Raw genomic sequence first — 13,630 nt, forward strand, 5'->3', positions numbered from 1 at the left:
TCGGCTCAACCGTCCAGGTCGGCGATGCCCTCGGCGACCGGCCGCACGTCCACGTACTCGCCGGGGGCGTCCGGGTTGACGAAGCCGGCGGCGATCTCGGTGGCCCGGTCGAAGCTGTCGCACTCCACGATGGTGTAGCCGGCCAGCACCTCCTGCGTCTCCGGGTACGGCCCGTCGGTGACCACCGGAACGCCGCCGCTGACCTGCACCCGACGGGCGTGCACCGGGGCGACCAGCCCGCGTGCGTCCACCAGCTCACCGGATTCGGCCAGGGCCCGGTGGACCTTCCCCATGTGGGCGTGCATCGCGGCCACGTCCTCGGCCGACATGGCCGGCTTGCCGGTGGACCGCCCGGCCATCGCGTCGTAGTCCTGCTGGGAGCCGTACAGCAGAATCATGTACTTCATGTCGCCATCCTCCTCGTCCGGCGCCGCGCGGCGCCGCTCACCCGAGACGTCGGCGCCGCCGGCCGCTTCCGGACACCGGAGGGCGGAGCGTATGCCGCCCCGGGGGTGCGCGGGCCACCTATCGTTGACGCATGACGATGTGGGCGGTGCTCGGCGGCATGGCGGCGCTGATTCTGGGATCGTGCGCCTGGGTGGGCTGGCGGGACCGTCGCCGGCGCAGGGCCTCCGAGGACGCGACCATCGACCGGGCCGCCCGCGCCCGCCAGCACGCGCACGAGACCGACGCGAACGCCTCCCCGGCGCAGTCCTGGCCGTGGCACGTGTAGTCGGGATGGCCGCAGAGCCTATCGTCGGCCGGCAGGTGCGGCGGCCCGATACCGTCGAGACATGACGATGGTCTGGCTTTCGATCGGCGCGCTGGTGCTGCTCCTCGCCGGCGTCTTCGGCTACCTCGGATGGCGGGACCGTAGCCGGCTCAGCTCACCCGACGACACGGCGGCCGACCGGGCCGCCCGCATCGCCCAGGAGCGGTACGGGGTTGATGTGCACGCCTCGCAGGGCGAGATCTATCGGGCGCGGAACGACTCGTCCGGCTGACCGGACGGCCTGGCCACCGCCGGGCCGTGGACCGGCGCCGGCCGTGCCGCGGTGGCGGCGGGCTGCGGGCCGCCTCGGCCGGTCGGGCAGGTCGCTGCCCTGACGGCTGAACCCACACCGGGAAGTCCTTGCTCGACGTCCCTACCATCGGAACATGACGGCCTGGTGGGTATTGCTCAGCATCATGGCGCTCGCTGCGGCGGGCGCGTTCGGCTACGTGGGCTGGCGGGACCGCCGGCGACTCAGTTCCCCCGACGACACCGCCGCCGCCGGGCAGGCACGGATCGCCCAGGAGCGGCATGCGGCGGAGCGCTACATGACGCAGTCCCACGTCGTTCAGCGGGGCAACCACCCGCACTGAACCGGAGCCGGGCGCGCGCCGTAGATCACTGCGAGGGCATGACGGACGTGCCGTCGGGGTACTGCACGGGCATCGCCGACGCCGGGAGGGGCACTGTGACGGCACGTTCGCACCGGCCACCGCGCGGGCCGCTGGCCGGCTTCCTGGTGGCGTTGGTGGCGACCGCCGGCTGTTTCGTCGGCGGGGTCTCCGAACCGGACGGTGGCGAGCCCGCGCCGCAGCGTCCCGGGGCATCCGCCTCGCCCGGGGCGGAACAGACCCGGGCGGACGGGACCACCAGCGTCGAGGAGTTCCAGCAGGACGTGCGCGACGCGCAGAGCATCGCCGAGCGCTACTGGCCCGAGCAGTTCCGGGCCTCGGGGCAGCAGTTCCGGCCGGTCCGGCGGATCATCCCCTACCAGCGCTCTGGCGAGGTGACCTGCGGCGGGCAGGAGATTCCCCGCAACAATGCGGTCTACTGCTCGGCCGGCGACTTCATCGCCTACGACGTCCGCTGGTCGGTGGGGGCGTTCCGGCAGGTCGGTGACGCGTTCGTGTTCTACCTGCTCGGCCACGAGTACGCGCACGCCATCCAGGTCCGGCTCGGCATCCGCTACAGCTTCACCATCCAGCAGGAGTTGCAGGCCGACTGCATGGCCGGGGCGTACCTGGGGGACTCGGTGCGCGCCAAGGCGCTGACCCTCGACGAGGGCGACCTGGACGAGTTCCGCGACGGGCTGCTCGCCGTTGGCGACGACCCCGACCAGCCGTGGTTCGCCGAGGGTTCGCACGGCACCGCCGAGCAGCGCACCGAGTCGTTCTTCCGTGGCTACGAGCAGTCCCTGGCCGCCTGCGACCTGCGCTGAGCCGGCCGGGCGCATCGGACCTCTGGAGGAACCCGGGCCGCCGCGATGGCGGCCGGCACGACCCGGCGAGCCGCCCACGAGCGCGCCCGGCGGGCGCCGGTCGTCGGGCAGGTCACCTCGACGGCACCTCCGGCGAGCCGCCCGCGCCCCGGTTGAGAGGATCCGGGCGTGACCGATCCGCCGCGCAACCGCCATCCCGCCGCCGTGCTCTTCGACATGGACGGCACCCTGGTCGACAGCGAGAAGCTGTGGGACGTCGCGCTGCACGAGCTGGCCGCCGAGTACGGCGGGACGCTCTCCGACGCCGCCCGCAAGGCGATGGTCGGCACCAGCATGGCGGCGTCGATGCGCATCCTGCACGACGACCTGGGCCAGCCGGAGCGCGACCCACAGATCAGCGCGGCGTGGATCGACGCCCGGATCCTGGAGCTGTTCCGCACCGGGCTGCGTTGGCGTCCCGGCGCGCTGAACCTGCTGCGGGCGGTCCGGGCGGCGGGCATACCCACCGCCCTGGTCACCTCCAGCGGCCGGCCGCTGGTGGAGGTCGCGCTGGACACCCTCGGCCGGGACAGTTTCGACGCGGTGGTCTGCGGCGACGAGGTGGACGCCACCAAGCCGCACCCGGAGCCGTACCTGACCGCCGCCCGGCTGCTCGACGTGCCGATCGCCCGCTGCGTGGCCATCGAGGACTCGCCGACCGGGGTGGCGAGCGCGCTCGCCGCCGGTGCTGCGGTGCTGGCCGTGCCGGCCGAGGTGCCGATCGCCGCGATGGACGGCGTACACCAGGTGGAGAGCCTCACCGGCGCGGACCTGGAGCTGCTGGCCGCCCTGCTCGGCGAACCCCCGACCGGATGACGCAGGAGGGGCCCGCCGGTCGGCGGGCCCCTCCTCGCACACGGCGACCTCAGTCGTGGGCGATCGCGCCCAGCACGTTGATCCGGGCGGCCCGGACCGCCGGCAGCACCGCGGCGATCACCCCGACGATCGCGGCCAGGCCGAGGAAGATCCCCATCTGCGACCAGGGCAGCACCAGGTCGGTGATCCCCTCGTCCTTCAGCGCCTCGACCACCGCGGCGCCGAGGCCGCTGCCGACCGCCACGCCGAGCAGCGCGCCGAACACCGAGATCACCACCGCCTCCACCGTGATCATCCGCATGGTCTGCGCCCGGCGCAGCCCGATCGCCCGCAGCAGCCCCAGCTCCCGGGTGCGCTCCAGCACCGACAGCGCCAGGGTGTTGATGATGCCGAGCACGGCGATCACGATGGCCAGCGCCAGCAGGATCTGGATCATCGTGAGCAGCCCGTCCAACTGACCGGCCTGCTGCTCGATGAACGCGTCCCGGTCGGCCACCGACACCTCGGGCGAGTCGGCCAGCAGCGCCTCGACCTGCGGCTGCACCGAGGCCACCGAGGTGCCGGGGGCAAGCTGGATGAAGCCCTGGATCGGCTGCGGGATGCTGAACTCGCGTGCCGCCGCCGGCGGCAGCAGCACCGGGTTGGTCAGCTGCGAGCTGGCGTAGATGCCGCTCACGGTGTACGTGCGCGCCTCACCGCGGGCCAGCTGCACCGGCACCTGGGAGCCGACGGAGAGCCCGCGCGACTTCGCGGTGTCCGAGCTGACCAGCATCTGGTCCGGCGCGAGCCGGTCGATGTCACCGGCGGTGGGGGTCGCCCCGAAGATCTGCCGCAGCGCGGCCACGTCGCTGCTCGCCGCCACCCAGGTTCGCTCGCCGCCGACCAGCGCCATGTCGCCGTACTCGCCGTCGACCAGGCGTACGCCGGGGATCGCCGCCGCCTTCTCCAGCACGGCCGGGTCGAAGCTCGGCGGCCGCGGGCCGCTCTGCGCCCCGGAGATCACCAGCTCGGCCTTGATGGTGTCCTGGGCCAGGCCGCTGATGCTGCTCTTCGCCGAGTCCAGGATCACCGTCACGCCGGTGACCAGGGCGATGCCCACCATCAGCGCGGCAGCGGTGATGGCGGTACGCCGCGGGTTGCGCCCGGAGTTGAGCCGACCCAGCTTGCCCGGCACCGACCAGGCGAAGATCGCGCCGAGCAGGCTCACCACCGGCCGGCTGATCAGCGGGGTCAGCAGCGCCACGCCGATGAAGGCGAAGAGCACCCCACCGAGGATGGTGGCCAGGGTGTTGTCCCCGGCGTTGCCCGTCAACCCCAGGGCCAGCAGCGTGGCGCCGATCGCGGTGACGACGCCACCAGCAACGGTGATCTTGGTCAGCGGGCGGTCCGGCGTCGCCACGTCCTGCATCGCCGCGATCGGCGGGATCCGGGACGCCCGCAGCGCCGGCAGCAGCGCCGCCACCACGGTGATCACCAGGCCGACGGAGAACGCGCCGATCACGGCGGACGGCGGCACGCCGAGCCCGGCCAGGGTCAGCCCGCCGGCGAACGTGCTGAACAGGTACGCCAGCAGCGCGCCGATGCCGATGCCGGCGCCGAGACCGAGCACCGAGGCGATCAGCCCCACCGCGACGGCCTCCAGCACCACCGACCCGATGATCTGCTTGCCACTGGCCCCGATGGCGCGCATCAGCGCCAGCTCGCGGGTGCGCTGGGCCACGATGATCGAGAAGGTGTTCAGGATCAGGAAGGTGCCCACCAGCAGGGCCACCGCCGCGAAGCCGAGCAGGATCCGGTTGAAGAAGGTCAGCGCCTCCTTCAGCCCGGCCGCCGCGTCGGCGGAGAGCTGCTCGCCGGTCTTCACCTCGTACCCGGCGCCCACCGCGGCGGCCACCGCGTCGCGCAGCGACTCGTCGGACACCCCGTCGGCGGCCTTGATCGACACGCTGTTGTAGGTGTCCGGCGCGCCGAGCATCAACTGCTGTGCGATCGGCGTGGTGAACATGATCTCGTTGGCGCCGCCGATCGAGTCCCGGCCACCGCTGTAGCCGAACACGCCGACGATGGTGAACTCGCGCTTCGGCTCCAGGGTCAGGACGCCGACCCGGTCGCCGACCTTCACCTTGCCGGCCGTCGCGAGCGCCTTGTTGATCACGATCTCGTCGGCGGCCTGCGGCCCCCGCCCCTCGCGCAGCTGCACCAGGTCGTTCTCGCCGGTCCAGTTCTCACCCAGCTGCGGCGGGCCGAACGAGGTCACCACCTTGCCGTTGCCGCCGATCAGCCGTGCCCCGTCGGCGGCGACCACCCCGGTGGCCTCGGCCACCCCGGGCACCGCCTTCACCTTGTCGAGCGTGGCCGCCGGGAACGGCGGGGAGACCTGCTCGCCCTCGGTCTCGCCGAGCGCGATCTTCGGCTTGGCGGCGACGTTGACGTCCACCCCCTCGTACGCGTCCGCGAAGATCGCGTCGAACGAGCGGCCGAGGGTGTCGGTGAGCACGAACGCGCCCGAGACGAACATGACCCCGAGCACCACCGCGAGGCCGGACAGGATGAGCCGGACCTTGCGGGCCAGCAGGCTCTTCAGTGTCGCCCGGAACATCAGTTGCCCACCTCGGCGGCGTGCGTGTCCAGCTTCTTCATGGTGTCCAGCACCGTCTCGGCGGTCGGCTCGATCAGCTCGGAGACGATCTGCCCGTCGGCGAGGAAGACCACCCGGTCGGCGTACGCGGCGGCGGTCGGGTCGTGGGTGACCATCACGATGGTCTGCCCGTGCTCGCGTACCGAGTTGCGCAGGAAGTTCAGCACCTCGGCGCCGGAGCGCGAGTCCAGGTTGCCGGTCGGCTCGTCGGCGAAGATCACCTCGGGCCGGGAGACCAGCGCCCGCGCGCACGCCACCCGCTGCTGCTGGCCACCGGAGAGCTGCGCCGGCCGGTGGTCCAGCCGGTCCCGCAGGCCCACCGTGGCGATGACCGTGTCGTACCAGGCCGGGTCGGGCTTGCGGCCGGCGATCGACAGCGGCAGCAGGATGTTCTCCTTCGCGGTCAGCGTCGGCAGCAGGTTGAACTGCTGGAAGATGAAGCCCACCTTGTCGCGGCGCAGCTTCGTCAGCCCCGAGTCGCCCAGGCCGGTGACCGTGGTGTCGCCGATCGACACGGTGCCCCGGGTGACCGAGTCCAGCCCGGCCAGGCAGTGCATCAACGTCGACTTGCCCGACCCGGACGGCCCCATGATCGCCGTGAACCGGCCCCGTTCGAACTCCGCGCTGACCCCCCGCAGCGCGACGACCTGCGCCTCGCCGCTGCCGTACACCTTCCACACGTCGTTCGCCCGGGCCGCGGCCTGCGCCTGGCCTACCGTCGCGGTCACGTCATGCACCTCTTCCTCTGAATTCGATCCGCGCCGCCCCCGCTGGTCCGGCACGGCAGCCCCCATCATCTGTGCTCCCCGCCGCCGATCCGTCCGACTCCGGGTGGAACCGGGGCGGATTTCGCGCTGCGGGTGCCCCCGATCGCCGACTCAGGGTTGCCCCTGAGCCGGCCGCCGGTCGAGCGTGTTTCCGCCGGCCGGGACCGATCCTGCACACTGACGCCGCGTCAGGGTCAACCGCGCCGCGCCGTCTTCCGTCACGGTAGGTGACCGGGACAACCGCGCCGTCGCCCCACGGGCGGATCCCCGGGTACGCCCCGGGCCGTAGCCGGAGGGGGACCCGCTACGCCCGGGGGCGGACCAGTCCCGACTCGTACGCCAGCACCACCGCCTGCACCCGGTCGCGCAGCCCCAGCTTGGTCAGCACGTGCCCGACATGGGTCTTGATCGTGGTCTCGCTCACCGACAACGCCCGGGCGATCTCGGCGTTGGACAGGCCCCGGGCGACGTGCACCAGCACCTCCCGCTCCCGTTCGGTGAGCGCGTCCAGCGTCCTCGGCGGGGTCGCCGCCGGGTCCGGCAGCACGTCGGCGAAGCGGTCCAGCAGCCGCTTGAGGATCCGCGGGCCGACCACCGCGTCCCCGGCGGCCACCGTCCGGATCGCGGCCACCAGGTCGTCGGCGGGCACGTCCTTGGCCAGGAAGCCGCTCGCCCCGGCCCGCAGCGCCCCCACCACGTACTCGTCGAGGTCGAAGGTGGTCAGGATCAGCACCCGCACCGGCAGGCGGGCCTCGACGATGGTCCGGGTCGCGGCGACCCCGTCCATCCGGGGCATCCGGATGTCCATCAGCACCACGTCCGGCAGCAGCCGCCGGGACAGCTCCACCGCCTCCACCCCGTCACCGGCCTCGGCGACGATGTCCAGGTCGTCCTCCGCGCCGAGCACCATCCGGAATCCGGTGCGCAGCAGCGGCTGGTCATCGGCGAGCAGGATCCGCACCGGCCGCGCCGGTGCCGTCGGGTCGGTCATCCGCTCTCCCCTGTCGCGCTGTGCTGACTGTCCTACGCTGCCCGGCCGGCCCGCCCGGCGGTCGTCCCGCCGAACCGTCACGCCGGGCGGGTGCCCGCCGGCTCCACCGGAATCCTCGCGTACACCCGGAAGCCGCCGCCGGGGCGCGCCCCGATCCGCAGGACCCCACCGTAGAGGCCGACCCGCTCCCGCATCCCGACCAGTCCGTGCCCGATCCGGTCGGTACCGGGGTGGGGCCCGCGCCCGGTGTCGGTCACCTCCACCTCGACGGCGTCGGCGCCGAAGCCCAACCGCACCTGCGCGGTCGCCGCCCCGGCGTGCTTGAGCGCGTTGGTCAGCGCCTCCTGCGCGATCCGGTACAGCGTCAAAGCCACCCCCTGCTCCATCGCCCCGGGCGTGCCCTCCACCCGCAGGGTGACCGGCAGGCCCGCCTCGCGTACCTGGTCGACGAGCGCCCCGATGCCGGCCAGCCCCGGCTGCGGGGCCAGGTCGGCCGCCGGCTCGGCGTCGGTGCGCAGCACGTCCAGCAGCCGGCGCAGCTCCCGCAGGGTGGCCCGGCCGGTCTCCTCGATGGTGGCGACCGCCTCGTCCGCCGCGTCCGGGTCCCGCCGCAGCACCCGACGCGCCCCGGTGGCCAGCACCCCCATCACGCTGACGTGGTGGGCGACCACGTCATGCAGTTCCCGGGCGATCCGCCGGCGCTCGTCGGCGACGGCCTGCTCGGCCAGGGCCCGCTGGTTCTCCTCGGCCACCCGGGCGCGCTCCCGCAACGCCTCGGTCGACGTCCGCCGGGCGTGCACCGTGCGGCCCACCGAGAACGCCACGGCCCCGACCAGCAGGTTGTTCAGCACCAGGGAGGCGGGGGAGACCTCGAGCACGCCGGCCGGCGGGGTCAGCGCGCTCACCACCGCGGCGGGCAGCCACAGCAGCACCGCCGCGGCGACCGCCTCGCGTACCGCCCGCCGTGCGGCGATCGAGTAGGTAAGCACGATGAAGGCCAGCCCCTGCGTGCTCGGCGCGACGTCGAGCAGCGCGGGCAGGACCAGCGTGGCCAACGCCGCGCCCACCGCCGGCCAGGGCGCCACCCGGCGCAGCGCCGCCGGCGCCGCGCAGAGCGCGCTCCAGCCCAGCGCCGCCGGCAGCGGCCGGGGCCACAGCTCGCGCGGGGTGAGCAGGGTGAACAGCGCCTCCGCCGCGACCAGCCCGGCGGCGAGCAGCGCGTCGGCGACCAGCGGGTGCCGGCGCGACCACTCCCTCGGGCCTGACGTCATACCGGAACGTGCGGTGTCCACTAACGTTCACCGGGTGTCCGGTGGTGTTGTGGATCCTCACCGTGAAAGGTGAGCGACTCCCCACCGGGTGGTGGGGCGGGCCTCCGCGGGCCAACTGATCCTCGCGCCGACCGTGGGCGGCGGGGATCACGTCGGGACTGGCCGGCGCCGGGTAGGTGCCGGCCTGCTCGACGGTGCGTGACCACCTCCGGCAGCACGACAGCTGCTGTGGGGGTGGTGGGTCCGCCGCCCGGGGTGCGGGTGGCGATGCTGGCGGCCGCGACCAGGTCACGGTGCCCGGAAAATGCGCAGTGCGGGCAGGTCAGCGTCCGCCCACGAGGTTTCGGCACCCGCCGTCGGCAGGCGGGACAGGTCGATGACGTGCCCCGCTCATCGACGAGCCGGACGGTGATGCCGGCGAGGGCGGCCTTGTCCGCCAGGACCTGGATGAGCCGGCCGATCTGCCACTGCCGCAGCCGCAGATTGTGCCGCCGCCCCGCCGGCAGGTCGAGCACCCCGCGGGGGTCCCCGACGTGCAGCACCCCGACTCGCCGGCTCACGGCCCAGGTGATGACGGTTCGGGCGGCCTCGTGTTGGGCTTGGCGGACCCGCCGCCGATGCCGGCCCTCCACCAGCCGGGCACGACGGCGGTAGCGCCGCCACCGCCGTGACCCCCGCTGACCCGGCTTCGGTGCCCGGCCGGATACGGCGCGGCGGCGGGCCTTAGGTGTCGGCCAGGTGCATGCGATGCTCAGCGCGGATCGCCCGCCCCGACACCAACAGCCCCTCACCGCCGGGGCCAGCCACCGCGTACGGGTGAATGATCCCCAGATCCACCCCGGCCACCCGGCCCACATCCGGCTCCTCACCCGGCGGGTAGGTGACCACTGGGACTTCGGCGGTGACGTCGAGAAACAGCCGCCCACCCTCGCACAACAAGGTGATCGACCGGACCTGCTCCACCGGATACGGCACATCCCGCGCCAACCGCACCCACAACGGCGGGCTGCCTTTGGCGGTCGGGATCCGCACTCTGCGCCCATCGATGCCGAAGGTGCCGTGATACCAACGCACCGCCAGCAAACCCCGCCGCCGCCGCGGAAACCGGGCCGACACCTCACCCGCAGCGCGGCGCTTGGCGGCCGCGAACCACGCGTCGGAGAACCGACGCAGCACCGACCGCGCCCCGGTGGAATCGAGTTCGGCGAACGTGCCCGGCCCCGACACCGCCAACTCCCGACACAACTCCTGATAACCGACCAGCGGCGCGTCGCGGCGGCGGCGTCGCCACGCGTTGACCTCCAACACACACGCCCACACATCACCCGCCGAGCGCAACAGGCCGAAACACCGCCGCCGCTGCCCCGCCGTCACCCGCAACCCCACCCGCGCCGTGCAATGCACAACCCGCAGCGCAGCAGGATCCCGACGGCGAGGCACAAACCCCAGCCAACACCACCCCTACGACAATTCCCCAACCCCGCCCAACCCGACGAACGTTAATGGCCACCGCACTAGCCGTCGCGACCCGCCGGAAAGATCGTCGCCGGCGGTGAGCCGCCCTCCTCCCTGCGGAGGAGACGACCCGCCCCCGCCTCAGGGGCGGGGCGCGCCGACCGGTGGGTCACTCGTCGGCGCCGGGGGGCGCCGGCCGGGACCGGGCGTCGCGCAGCGGATCCGGCGCGGACACCGCGGTGGGGAACGGCGGCGGGGTGCCCCCGAAGCTCGGGCAGCGCGCCTGGTGGCTGCACCAGTCGCAGAGCCGGCTCGGCCGGGGACGGAAATCCTGCCCGGCGGTGGCCTGTTCGATCGCCCGCCACAGCGCCACCACGGTGCGCTCGAAGCGGACCAGCTCGTCGGCGTCCGGCGCGTAGTCGCAGACCTCCGCGTCCTTGAGGTAGAGCAGCCGGAGCACCCGGGGCACCACGCCGCGGGTGCGCCACAGCACCAGCGCGTAGAACTTCAGCTGGAACAGCGCCCGGGCCTCGAACGCCTCCCGCGGCGCGCCACCGGTCTTGTAGTCGACCACCCGCAGCGCGCCGTCCGGCGCGACGTCGAGCCGGTCGAGGTAGCCCCGGATGAGCAGCTCGTCGTCGACCACCGCGGAGATCAGGCTCTCCCGCTCGGCCGGCTCCAGCCGGCGCGGATCCTCGACGGCGAAGTAGCCGTCGAGCAGCGCCGTGGCGGAGCGGAGGAACTCGGCCACGGCCGGCTCGTCGCCGTCGGCGAACAGCCCTGCCAGCTCCGGCTGCTCGGTGACCAGCCGGTCCCACTGGGGGGCCACCAGGTCACCGGCGGCGGCCGGGGTGCGGCCGTCGGCCGGCAGGTCGAACAGCCGCTCCAGCACCGCGTGCACCAGCGTGCCCCGGGCCTGCTCGACGGTGGGTCGCTCGGGCAGCCGGTCGATGCTGCGGAAGCGGTAGAGCAGCGGGCAGGTCTTGAAATCCGCCGCCCGCGACGGCGACAGCGAGGCCCGCACCGTCGCCGGCACCTCCGCCGGGGCCACGGGCTGCTGGGTGATCACCGGTTCCGCCGTCATGCCCGGAAGGTTAGGGCACCGGTGTGACAGCACCACGCCCCGCCGCCCGCGCGCCGCGACGGGTGCGGTCCGTAGCATCGACCCGGTGGAGGAGCAGACCGAGCGACCGCGACCCCGGCCGCAGCGGCGCCCCGGCCTGACCGTGGGCCGGGTGTTCGGGGTGCCGCTGCACCTCAACGGCTCGATGCTGCTGCTGGCCGCCCTGGTCACTGTGCTGTACGCCGAGTTCGCCCGCCGCCAGTTGGCCCTGCCGCAGCTCAGCGGCTACCTGATCGGCTTCGGTTTCGTGGTGTCGCTGCTCGGCTCGGTGCTGCTGCACGAGCTGGGGCACGCGCTGACCGCCCGCCGCTTCGGCATCGGTGTGCGCGGCATCACTCTGGAGCTGCTCGGCGGGTACACCGAGATGGACCGCGACGCCCCCACCCCCCGGGTCGACCTGCTGGTGTCGCTGGCCGGGCCGGCGGTCTCCGCCGTGCTCGGCGTGGCCGCGGTCGCCGCGACGCTCGCCCTGCCCGACCGCACGGTGGCCAACCAGCTCGCCTTCCAGCTCGCGGTGAGCAATGTGATCGTCGCGCTGTTCAACATCCTGCCCGGGCTGCCGCTGGACGGCGGGCGGGCGCTGCGCGCCGCGGTGTGGGCGCTCACCCGGGACCGGCACCGCGGCACCGAGGTCGCCGGCTGGGTCGGGCGGATCGTCGCGGTCGGCACCGCGCTGCTGGTCGCCGCGCTCACCGCCGCCGGGCGGCTGGCGCCGCTGGCGCTGCCCCTGATGCTGCTGGTCGCGTTCACCCTGTGGCGGGGCGCCGGCCAGTCGATCCGGGTGGCCCGGGTCAGCCGCCGGTTCCCGCTGATCGACCTGTCCCGACTGGCCCGCCCGGTGCTGACCGTGCCCACCGGCACCCCGCTGGCCGAGGCGCACCGCCGCCGGGCCGCCGGCGCCGAGCCGGGCGCCGCGCTGCTGGTCGCCGACTCGGCCGGCCGGCCGGTCGCCCTGGTCGACCCGGTCGCGGCCGAGGCGGTGCCGGTGGAGCGCCGGCCCTGGCTGGCGGTCGACGCGGTGTCCCGGTCGCTGGCCGGCCTGCCGGCCCTGCCGGTCGGGCTCGACGGGGAGCGGGTGATGGAGGCCGTGCAGGACCACCCGGGCGCACAGTATGTGGTGACCGCAGGCGAAGATGTCGTCGGCGTTCTGCACATCGCGGATCTCGCCCAGCTCCTCGAACCCGACCGGAAGATGAACACGTGACCGCGACTCCCTCCGCCCAGGCCGACCCGGGCGCTCCGGCGCCCGCCGACACCCCGGCGCTGACCCCCGTGCACCGCGGGCCGTTCCGGCCCGGCGACCGGGTGCAGCTGACCGACCCGAAGGGGCGGATGCACACGGTCACCCTGGAGCCGGGCAAGGCCTTCCACACCCACCGGGGCATCCTGGAGCACGACGCGCTGATCGGGCTGCCCGACGGCAGCGTGGTCACCACCTCCGGCGGGGGTACCGCCTTCCTGGCGCTGCGGCCGCTGCTGTCGGACTACGTGCTGTCCATGCCGCGCGGCGCACAGGTGATCTACCCGAAGGACGCCGCCCAGATCGTCGCCATGGGCGACATCTTCCCCGGCGCCAAGGTGCTGGAGGCCGGGGCCGGCTCGGGGGCGCTGAGCTGCTCGCTGCTGCGCGCGGTGGGCACCGAGGGGGAGCTGCACTCGTACGAGCTGCGCGACGACTTCGCCCAGATCGCCAAGCGCAACGTGGAGGCGTTCTTCCACGGGCCGCACCCCGCCTGGCAGCTGCACGTGGGCGACGTCGCCGAGTGCGCCGAGACCGGCTTCGACCGGATCATCCTGGACATGCTCACCCCGTGGGAGACCCTCGACATGGTCGAGCGGGCGCTGCTGCCCGGCGGCGTGTTCATCGGCTACGTGGCCACCACCCCCCAGCTGTCCGAGCTGGTGGAGGCGCTGCGCGAGCGCGGCGGCTGGACCGAGCCGCGGGCCTGGGAGTCGCTGGTGCGCGACTGGCACGCCGAGGGCCTCGCCGTCCGCCCGGACCACCGCATGATCGCGCACACCGCCTTCCTGGTGTCCGCGCGTAAGCTCGCCCCCGGCGTGACCGCGCCGCCGCGGCGGCGCAAGCCCAGCAAGGGCACCGAGGCGTACGTGCAGCGCCGGCAGGCGCTGCGCGAGGCCGAGGCGGCCCGTCAGGAGGCGGCCGCCCGGGCCGGCGGTGCGCAGCCCGACTCGACGGGGGAGATGGACAGGCCGTGACGGCGGAATGGGGCGGCTGGGAGTGAACGGGTGGATCCTGCCGGTCGGTGCGGGCCGGTGGTGCGACCCTCGGGCGGCGGGATGAGCGAGCGAATCGTCAGGC

At 73.9% G+C, this 13,630-nt stretch carries 15 protein-coding genes; 7 read left to right on the forward strand and 8 right to left on the reverse strand.

Going from position 1 to position 13,630, the window contains the following annotated elements; all coding sequences use genetic code 11:
- Nucleotides 1-5 precede the first annotated feature (5 nt).
- Entirely contained in the window at nt 6-407 is a 402-nt protein-coding gene (locus ACVCAH_RS14325) for a YciI family protein (protein ID WP_447136604.1), read from the reverse strand.
- A 131-nt stretch (nt 408-538) separates the two neighbouring features.
- Between ACVCAH_RS14325 and ACVCAH_RS14330 the strand changes: the two genes are divergently transcribed.
- The 5 genes from ACVCAH_RS14330 to ACVCAH_RS14350 all read left to right on the forward strand — a co-directional run bounded on the left by ACVCAH_RS14330 (nt 539) and on the right by ACVCAH_RS14350 (nt 3,065).
- Nucleotides 539-733 (forward strand): hypothetical protein, encoded by a 195-nt coding sequence (locus ACVCAH_RS14330; RefSeq protein WP_447136605.1) that lies wholly within the window; start codon nt 539-541, stop codon nt 731-733.
- Between the two features lie 61 nt (nt 734-794).
- Entirely contained in the window at nt 795-1,004 is a 210-nt protein-coding gene (locus tag ACVCAH_RS14335; protein ID WP_447136606.1) for a hypothetical protein, read from the forward strand.
- 154 nt (nt 1,005-1,158) lie between these two features.
- Nucleotides 1,159-1,365, forward strand: coding sequence for a hypothetical protein (locus tag ACVCAH_RS14340; RefSeq protein WP_447136607.1), 207 nt, complete (start codon nt 1,159-1,161; stop codon nt 1,363-1,365).
- A gap of 95 nt (nt 1,366-1,460) precedes the next feature.
- Complete coding sequence (locus ACVCAH_RS14345; RefSeq protein ID WP_447136608.1) at nt 1,461-2,210, forward strand: neutral zinc metallopeptidase; 750 nt, start codon at nt 1,461-1,463, stop codon at nt 2,208-2,210.
- 204 nt (nt 2,211-2,414) lie between these two features.
- The gene (locus ACVCAH_RS14350; protein WP_447136783.1) at nt 2,415-3,065 is read left to right on the forward strand and encodes an HAD family hydrolase; all 651 of its coding nucleotides are present in this window, start codon (nt 2,415-2,417) and stop codon (nt 3,063-3,065) included.
- Between the two features lie 49 nt (nt 3,066-3,114).
- On the opposite strand, the gene ACVCAH_RS14355 is transcribed toward ACVCAH_RS14350, so the two are convergent.
- From ACVCAH_RS14355 to ACVCAH_RS14385, 7 genes are all read right to left on the reverse strand, one after another.
- The gene (locus tag ACVCAH_RS14355; protein WP_447136609.1) at nt 3,115-5,664 is read right to left on the reverse strand and encodes an ABC transporter permease; all 2,550 of its coding nucleotides are present in this window, start codon (nt 5,662-5,664) and stop codon (nt 3,115-3,117) included.
- Nucleotides 5,664-6,431 carry an ABC transporter ATP-binding protein gene (locus ACVCAH_RS14360; protein ID WP_447136610.1) on the reverse strand — a complete coding sequence of 256 codons (768 nt, stop codon included), beginning with the start codon at nt 6,429-6,431 and terminating at the stop codon, nt 5,664-5,666. The genes ACVCAH_RS14355 and ACVCAH_RS14360 overlap by 1 nt, the downstream gene beginning before the upstream one ends.
- Before the next feature lie 343 nt (nt 6,432-6,774).
- Nucleotides 6,775-7,461, reverse strand: coding sequence for a response regulator (locus ACVCAH_RS14365; RefSeq protein ID WP_447136611.1), 687 nt, complete (start codon nt 7,459-7,461; stop codon nt 6,775-6,777).
- Nucleotides 7,462-7,538: 77 nt separating this feature from the next.
- Entirely contained in the window at nt 7,539-8,732 is a 1,194-nt protein-coding gene (locus ACVCAH_RS14370) for a sensor histidine kinase (protein WP_447136612.1), read from the reverse strand.
- Between the two features lie 20 nt (nt 8,733-8,752).
- Entirely contained in the window at nt 8,753-9,292 is a 540-nt protein-coding gene (locus ACVCAH_RS14375) for a transposase (RefSeq protein ID WP_447136613.1), read from the reverse strand.
- A gap of 163 nt (nt 9,293-9,455) precedes the next feature.
- On the reverse strand, nt 9,456-10,040 hold the full coding sequence (locus tag ACVCAH_RS14380) for a hypothetical protein (protein ID WP_447136614.1): 585 nt from the start codon (nt 10,038-10,040) through the stop codon (nt 9,456-9,458).
- Nucleotides 10,041-10,356: 316 nt separating this feature from the next.
- Nucleotides 10,357-11,271: a RecB family exonuclease gene (locus ACVCAH_RS14385; RefSeq protein WP_447136615.1), complete on the reverse strand. Its 915-nt coding sequence runs from the start codon at nt 11,269-11,271 to the stop codon at nt 10,357-10,359.
- A 151-nt stretch (nt 11,272-11,422) separates the two neighbouring features.
- On the opposite strand from ACVCAH_RS14385, the gene ACVCAH_RS14390 reads away from it, so the two are divergent.
- Together ACVCAH_RS14390 and ACVCAH_RS14395 are read left to right on the forward strand one after the other, a co-directional pair.
- On the forward strand, nt 11,423-12,514 hold the full coding sequence (locus ACVCAH_RS14390; protein ID WP_447136784.1) for a M50 family metallopeptidase: 1,092 nt from the start codon (nt 11,423-11,425) through the stop codon (nt 12,512-12,514).
- Nucleotides 12,511-13,527 (forward strand): tRNA (adenine-N1)-methyltransferase, encoded by a 1,017-nt coding sequence (locus ACVCAH_RS14395; RefSeq protein WP_447136616.1) that lies wholly within the window; start codon nt 12,511-12,513, stop codon nt 13,525-13,527. The genes ACVCAH_RS14390 and ACVCAH_RS14395 overlap by 4 nt, the downstream gene beginning before the upstream one ends.
- The last annotated feature ends 103 nt before the right edge of the window (nt 13,528-13,630 follow it).

The sequence above is a fragment of the Micromonospora sp. LZ34 genome, assembly GCF_052981855.1.

Excerpts from the sequence above, each read along its gene's own strand:
- ACVCAH_RS14325 (WP_447136604.1), bottom strand. The coding sequence starts at position 407 with ATGAAGTACATGATTCTGCTGTACGGCTCCCAGCAGGACTACGACGCG.
- ACVCAH_RS14385 (WP_447136615.1), bottom strand. The coding sequence starts at position 11,271 with ATGACGGCGGAACCGGTGATCACCCAGCAGCCCGTGGCCCCGGCGGAG.
- ACVCAH_RS14355 (WP_447136609.1), bottom strand. The coding sequence starts at position 5,664 with ATGTTCCGGGCGACACTGAAGAGCCTGCTGGCCCGCAAGGTCCGGCTC.
- ACVCAH_RS14370 (WP_447136612.1), bottom strand. The coding sequence starts at position 8,732 with ATGACGTCAGGCCCGAGGGAGTGGTCGCGCCGGCACCCGCTGGTCGCC.
- ACVCAH_RS14340 (WP_447136607.1), top strand. The coding sequence starts at position 1,159 with ATGACGGCCTGGTGGGTATTGCTCAGCATCATGGCGCTCGCTGCGGCG.
- ACVCAH_RS14365 (WP_447136611.1), bottom strand. The coding sequence starts at position 7,461 with ATGACCGACCCGACGGCACCGGCGCGGCCGGTGCGGATCCTGCTCGCC.
- ACVCAH_RS14330 (WP_447136605.1), top strand. The coding sequence starts at position 539 with ATGACGATGTGGGCGGTGCTCGGCGGCATGGCGGCGCTGATTCTGGGA.
- ACVCAH_RS14335 (WP_447136606.1), top strand. The coding sequence starts at position 795 with ATGACGATGGTCTGGCTTTCGATCGGCGCGCTGGTGCTGCTCCTCGCC.